Origin of the sequence: Haloferax sp. Atlit-12N (assembly GCF_003383095.1) — an archaeon.
Classification (GTDB): domain Archaea; phylum Halobacteriota; class Halobacteria; order Halobacteriales; family Haloferacaceae; genus Haloferax.
Map to the genome: position 1 here is coordinate 1 of NZ_PSYW01000103.1, position 429 is coordinate 429.

General features: G+C 65.7%; 1 pseudogene. It reads left to right on the plus strand.

From position 1 onward, the window contains the following. Positions 1–429, plus strand: a pseudogene (locus tag C5B90_RS20215) (cysteine--tRNA ligase); the annotation flags it as partial.

Here is a 429-nt window from a genome sequence, read left to right on the forward strand (position 1 = left end):
GAGAAGCGACACCCGGCCGACTTTGCGCTCTGGAAGGCCGGCGGCGTCGACCCCGAGGACATCGCCGAACATCAGCACCCAGAGGCCGCCCCGGCCGAGGAGGCCTGCCAGACCGCACAGACCTGGGACTCTCCGTGGGATGAAGGCCGACCCGGCTGGCACATCGAGTGCTCGGCGATGTCGATGACACACTTAGACGAATCCATCGACATCCACGTCGGCGGGCAGGACCTGGTCTTTCCCCACCACGAGAACGAGGTGGCCCAGAGCGAGGCCGCGACCGGCGAGCAGTTCGCGAAGTACTGGCTCCACGTCCGCCTGCTGGAGACCGAGGAGGAGAAAATGTCCTCCTCGCTTGGCAACTACTTCAGCGTCGCCGACGTAGTCGAGGAGTTCGGTCCCGACGTGCTCCGGACCTTCCTGCTGTCG